The organism is Agriterribacter sp. (assembly GCF_035445465.1).
Classification (GTDB): domain Bacteria; phylum Bacteroidota; class Bacteroidia; order Chitinophagales; family Chitinophagaceae; genus Agriterribacter.
Genome location: NZ_DAOMQT010000107.1, coordinates 1 through 5820 on the forward strand (window position 1 = coordinate 1; position 5820 = coordinate 5820).

Sequence of the window (5820 nt, forward strand, 5' to 3'; positions counted from 1 at the left end):
AAAAAAATTCCATAACTCACTAAACCAAATATTAATGAACGAGAACATTAACAAAAGTGCTCTATTTAACGGGAGTTGCTTTGCACTGATCACAACCGCCTTTACCTTCAGCATCAGGGCGGGTATTTTACCACAACTTGGTACTGAATTTAACCTTACTGCTGAACAGCTTGGGTTTATTAACCTTATGTTTTTCCTGGGATTCCCCATTTCAATGATCCTCGGAGGATTGTTCTATCACACGTTCGGCGCAAGAAACATTATGAGAGTAGCTTTTATTGCGCACACGCTGGGTATCATCTTTACCATTTATTCAGGGGGGTATGCGCTGTTGCTCATTTCAACGCTTTTCATCGGCTTTGGAAACGGTTGTACGGAAGCAGCCTGTAACCCAATGATTGCCGATATGTATTCGGGCAATAAAATGAGTAAGATGCTCAACAGGTTCCATATGTGGTTCCCGGGCGGTATTGTTCTCGGAAGCCTTATCTCTAAATTTATGACCGATGCAAATCTGGGCTGGCAGGCACAGATGTGGATTACGATGGTACCTACCGTTATTTATGCCATACTGTTTTACGGAAAAGCTTTTCCCAAATCAAAGGTGGAAGGTGCTACCCATCTGGGTAAGAACTTTAAGGCGATGGCTACACCAACTTTTATTTTCCTGTTTATATGTATGTCACTCACGGCCATTTCCGAATTCGGTCCGCAGCAGTGGGTAGGGTTGATCATGAGTAAAAGCGGGGCAAGCCCAATGCTGATCCTCGCGTTGGTTACGGGGTTAATGGCTGTTGGAAGATTCTTTGGAGGACCGGTTACGCATGCTTTGGGGCAAACAGGCGTTTTGCTGGGGGGGGCTATCTTCGCAGCAATAGGAATATATATGTTCAGCACGGTTACCGGTTCTATGGCTTATGTAGCGGCTATATTTTTTGCGATAGGCGTTTGTTTCTTCTGGCCCACCATGGTAGGCGCAGTTGCACAGCGTGTTCCATTAAGCGGCGCACTGGGCATGTCAATTATCGGCGGCGTAGGTATGTTTTCCACCGCAATATGGCAACCCATCATCGGCAACTGGATTGATAATGACAAAGCTGCTGTTGCAGCCACCGGCTTAACCGGCGATCAACTGGAGCTAATTGCAGGACAGGCAACGCTGGCCAAAATGGTTGCCTTCCCGGGTATACTGATCGTACTGTTCCTTATATTTTTCTTCTGGCAAAAAAAGGTAAACCCCAATAGTGCTGCTATCGCAGCAGCAGCGCATTAGGGGAAGATGAGTATAGGGAGTAGTGGTAAGTGGGTGACTTTTACTATAAGAATTGCAATAGCATATAAGTGGTTGTCTTAAAAATAAAGACAACCACTTTTTTTATGCGTTTAAGTAAGATTGGTAATTATGATAAAACAACCCGGTATTAATAGCAGCTTGTTATTCATGAGTTGAACATGCTCATGAGGGTAAGCGCTTTGTTCTCGTTATCGGCTTCTTCCAATATTTCACATAGCCGGACTGCTTCATTTTTAGTAAGCAAAATAAATACACCCTCCGCCGGGGTTCGCAGCACAACACTTTTACTGTATTCGGTAAGCGCATCATCTGCCCCTTCGCATTTATACTTTACCAGTTCTCCAAACAACCGGAATTCATTTTCCGTAAGCGTTAGCATAACGCTGGCAAAAGCAAGCTGGTAATGCCCGCATTGCTTACAACGTACTACATAGCCGTCTTCGCCATTATATAAATACTGAAATCCGCACATGGGGCAAATAATTTTGCAACAATAATACGTTCCTCAAAAAAAGAAACGCACTTCAATCAGGAAAATGATTTTCGAAATGAGGAAACTAACTTTCAGGTAATAGTAATGTATTACCAATATTTATTGGTTCGTTGCAAATTATGTTTAGGGATACAAGGTTTATAAAAAACTATAGCGGAAGCCTTCAACCCCTTCGGGGTCGTGTAACTTATACCTCATACCTTATACCCTATGCCTTATGCCTTCAACTAAGCCACAGAAGCCGCCACTAATGTTTTTTGTTTCACAAAAGCAGTCTTCTTTTTCTTTTTCCGTCCCAGCCAGATATAAAAGCCCGTTACCGGCAAGCTGGCGGCGATAAGGCTCGCAAAAAAAGCCAGTATTTTTCCCGGAAGGCCCAATATAGCGCCTACATGCATATCATAATTCATGCGTACAATTTTATCAGCCAGCGGCGCATCTTCAAAACTCCCGGCATAGCTACCCGTGGCCGGTAGTTCTTTGCCGGTGTATTGATCGTAATGATAATAATCTGAATTGTAATAAGTGCCGGGCTGATGATTGACCGCTATTTCAACCGGGTCGGTTGGAATGCCGGCGAAATACACGCCAATGCTTTCATTTTCTTTTAACCCTGTACGGTGTTCCTGCCATAAATGATCGGCCATATTGGCAAACGATGCTGTTTTTGTGGTATCCGAAACCGGGTGTGTATGTTCAACCATTGTTTCCCCGCCACTGGTGATCCAGTATAAGGATTTGGCGAACCATTGAAAACCGAATACCAATCCCGTAATAGCCAGGAAGATGGCGACCCAGGTCATGTAGAAACCCAGCACATTGTGCAGGTCATAATTTTTACGCCGCCACCTCGCACTCCATTTAATGGTGAACCGTTGCTTTTTTGCCGCTTTGTTCTTTGGCCACCAAAGGATCAGTCCACTGATCATCATCACCAAAAAAACAAGGGTGGCCGATGCTGCGATAGGCTGCCCGATATCATCCGGTAACCATAAATAATAATGACCATCCAATACAATGCGAAAAAAATCCCTGTTCATATTTTTATGCTTCAGCACTTCCCCACTGTACGGATTCATGAAAAGGAGCTCATATTCTTTTTCGTTGTAATAGGCCGCAACGGCTGCTTTGTCTTTCCCGGGGTATTCAATACCCAGCGCTTTTTTAGACGCTAAGTGCTGTTCCGCAATGGCTTTCAATTCCGATGGTGGTAGCGCATCTCTATTCTCCACCTTTACGTTCCGGAAAGACTCGGTGAGGCTCCTGATCTCCAGTTCAAACGCCAGTATACAACCGGTAACGCCCAGTATTAACACCACCAGCCCGGAGCTGAGCCCGAGCCAGAGGTGAATTTTTCCTGTGAGTTTCTTAAATGTCATGCTTTCTTATAATAGCATTGTGCAATTAAAATCTATACGATACGCTAACCCGCATATTCGTTCCCGGCTCTGTTTGCCAGTAAAAATAATCCTCATACGGCGCACCCGAATATAAATATTTATTCAGGATATTGTTCACCACCAGGTTAAAGCCAATCTTCTCTTTTTGGTAAGAAAGGCTTCCGTCTAAGCGAAAGTAATCGGGCAGGCTGTTTTCCGAATTATCAAAAACATACCAGGGCGAACGTTTTACCTGGTACTGGTAGCCCACCGAAATACCAAATCCGGTTAACGCTCCTCTGTCCATTTTGTAGTTCAGCCACGCGTTCTGGATATGGCGGCTGGAGCCGGCAACCTGTCTACCAATAGCATCTTTTTCGCTGTCTTTGGTCACTTTGGCTTCTGTATACGCATAATTAATGATCACATCGAGCCCTCTTACGATCTGTCCTCTTATATCAACCTCTACTCCTTTTGTTTTTTGCTGGCCCGACTGACGTGTATAAAAACCACCTGCGGGATGAGGATGTTCAAAATCGGCAGTCTGCACATTGTTCCTTGTGATCTGGTAAACCGAAACGGCGGAATTCCATTTACCGTTTACCCAGTCTTTTTTTATCCCCGCTTCAATATTTCCGCCGGTAATAGGATCAAAGCTTTTCCCCTGCCAGTCAGACCCAAAATTTTCTAAGAAGGATTCATCTTTCACAAAATAAACGGCTGTATTCTTATCTATTGAATAGCTAAGTCCGATACGCGGCGTAAAGCGGCTGCTTTTAAAATCCCCGCTGTACACATCGCCGTTTTTAAGCGTAGTATAACGCCCGGCCAGCGTGAGGCGCAATGCATCGCTTAAAAAGCCGAGCTCATCCTGCACATACAAGCCGGTATACGCGTCGTAATACCGCACACCTCTTTCCCTGATATTTTTGCTTCTGTCGAATACCGGAGGGGTAGCATATCCGTATAAGGGATCGTAAATATTAAGCTCATCGCCCAGTGCGCCGCCCTGGTTCCAGTCGTGGTAATATTCCTTATTGCTCATATCCAGTCCTGCCAGTATTTTGTGCGATACGGCGCCCGTTTGCACTTCGCCATTAACAAACATCTGCCCTATTTTACTTGTACCCAGCACATCCCATATAGACATACCCCTGTACAATATCCCATCATTCTGCGGGTCAAAAGCTACCGGCCACTGCGGCCACAATGAGGCTCCTACCTGCCGATAATTAAAATAAGCGGCCTGTGCGGTCATTTTCCAGTTGTTGCTGAGCTTATGATCAAGGATGACGAGCAGGCTTTTGTCATTCATTTTAGTAGGTTCCAGATTGGCCTCGGCGGTAGTAAAATCACGCGGAAGGTCTGCATATCCTTTTTTGGAAAATATATAGTTGGATCCGATCACATTCACTTCGGAAAACTGGTGGGTATACTCTAAAGTAACAGATGTTTTATCGTCTATTAAATATTTCAGTACGGGCACAACAGAGTAACGGTTATTGAAATCAAACTGGCGGTGCGAGCCCTTTAACTGCCCCATTACATTGATGCGGTATAATAATTTTCCATCTTCCGAGAATTTCCCGTCAAGATCAAGGTTGGCGCGATACAGGTCGAAGCTGCCCATAGATATGCCCACCTCCCCTTTGTTGCGGCCGCTGGGCTTTTTGGTTACTACGTTATAGAAACCACTTGGATCACCGTTGGCCAACATAAATCCCGCAGGACCTTTTACAAACTCAATTCTTTCCACCATGCTCATATCTTCCGTTAAAGGCCCCCATGCCGTAGACACGTTCATGCCGTTCCTGAAAGCACCCACATTGCTTCCCCGCATGGTTATCCGCGCATAATTATCCCAGTGCTCCACCCTGCTGGCCCCGCTCACATTGCGGGTTACCCCTTCCAGCATATCAAAGATCTGCTGGTTACTGATCTGCTTGGCTGTTACTACCTGTATATTCTGGGGCACTTCCAGGATAGGGCTTTGCAGCCGAAGGGAGTTAGAAGTGCGGTTGGTTTTAAAGCTGTTCCTGTTGGCTATTACCACCACTTCATTCAATTCCCTGTTGGATAATGCGAGCTGAAAAGATACAGTTGTGGCTTTGCCGTTTTCAACCGTTACTTCCTGCTCCTCGTCTTTATATCCCACAAGGCTTACCGCAAGCGTATAATTTCCCGGCTGAATATTTTTAATTTCAAAATTGCCGTTGTTATCGGCAACCGCATTCTTCACTGTGTTTTTGATGAGTATCGTTACGCCTTCGGCCGGTTTATTATCGGCTGTAGTAACTTTTCCTTTGATATAGCCGGTTGCAGGCTGCGCTGAAATACCCGTGAGCAGCGCTAACAGCGCAACAATAAGCATATTAGTTTTCTTCATTTCGTTTTACGTTGATTTGTTTGAGATAAAAACAGGGATGCGCTCCTGAAAAATCTTCCACTATCCGGGTGAAAGAAAGAACCGGTACAGCCCTTTATACAAGATTTTCATAGATGCAAGCCGCAGGGTTATTATTCAGTAGTCAGACAAAGCAAAAATATGTGCAGGATAAAAAACCACACTACGCAATTGGGAAATTGAGTTACGAAAAGAGGAAATCAGGGTTTGCTCAAAAGCTAAAATACTTACGAAGACTATTATAAAAAAA

The 5820-nt window shown here is 44.6% G+C and carries 4 protein-coding genes; 1 reads left to right on the forward strand and 3 read right to left on the reverse strand.

The window, feature by feature from the left end:
• A partial coding sequence (locus tag PLE34_RS21460; protein WP_324560566.1) for an MFS transporter occupies positions 1-1273 on the forward strand: 1273 nt, incomplete at its 5' end.
• Between the two features lie 166 nt (positions 1274-1439).
• Here the strand turns inward: PLE34_RS21460 and PLE34_RS21465 are convergent.
• The 3 genes from PLE34_RS21465 to PLE34_RS21475 all read right to left on the reverse strand — a co-directional run bounded on the left by PLE34_RS21465 (position 1440) and on the right by PLE34_RS21475 (position 5552).
• Entirely contained in the window at positions 1440-1766 is a 327-nt protein-coding gene (locus PLE34_RS21465) for a DUF6686 family protein (RefSeq protein ID WP_324560569.1), read from the reverse strand.
• A gap of 248 nt (positions 1767-2014) precedes the next feature.
• The gene (locus tag PLE34_RS21470; protein ID WP_324560572.1) at positions 2015-3166 is read right to left on the reverse strand and encodes a PepSY-associated TM helix domain-containing protein; all 1152 of its coding nucleotides are present in this window, start codon (positions 3164-3166) and stop codon (positions 2015-2017) included.
• Positions 3167-3191: 25 nt separating this feature from the next.
• On the reverse strand, positions 3192-5552 hold the full coding sequence (locus PLE34_RS21475) for a TonB-dependent siderophore receptor (RefSeq protein ID WP_324560574.1): 2361 nt from the start codon (positions 5550-5552) through the stop codon (positions 3192-3194).
• Positions 5553-5820: the final 268 nt, after the last annotated feature.

Excerpts from the sequence above, each read along its gene's own strand:
- PLE34_RS21465 (WP_324560569.1), bottom strand. The coding sequence starts at position 1,766 with ATGTGCGGATTTCAGTATTTATATAATGGCGAAGACGGCTATGTAGTA.
- PLE34_RS21470 (WP_324560572.1), bottom strand. The coding sequence starts at position 3,166 with ATGACATTTAAGAAACTCACAGGAAAAATTCACCTCTGGCTCGGGCTC.
- PLE34_RS21475 (WP_324560574.1), bottom strand. The coding sequence starts at position 5,552 with ATGAAGAAAACTAATATGCTTATTGTTGCGCTGTTAGCGCTGCTCACG.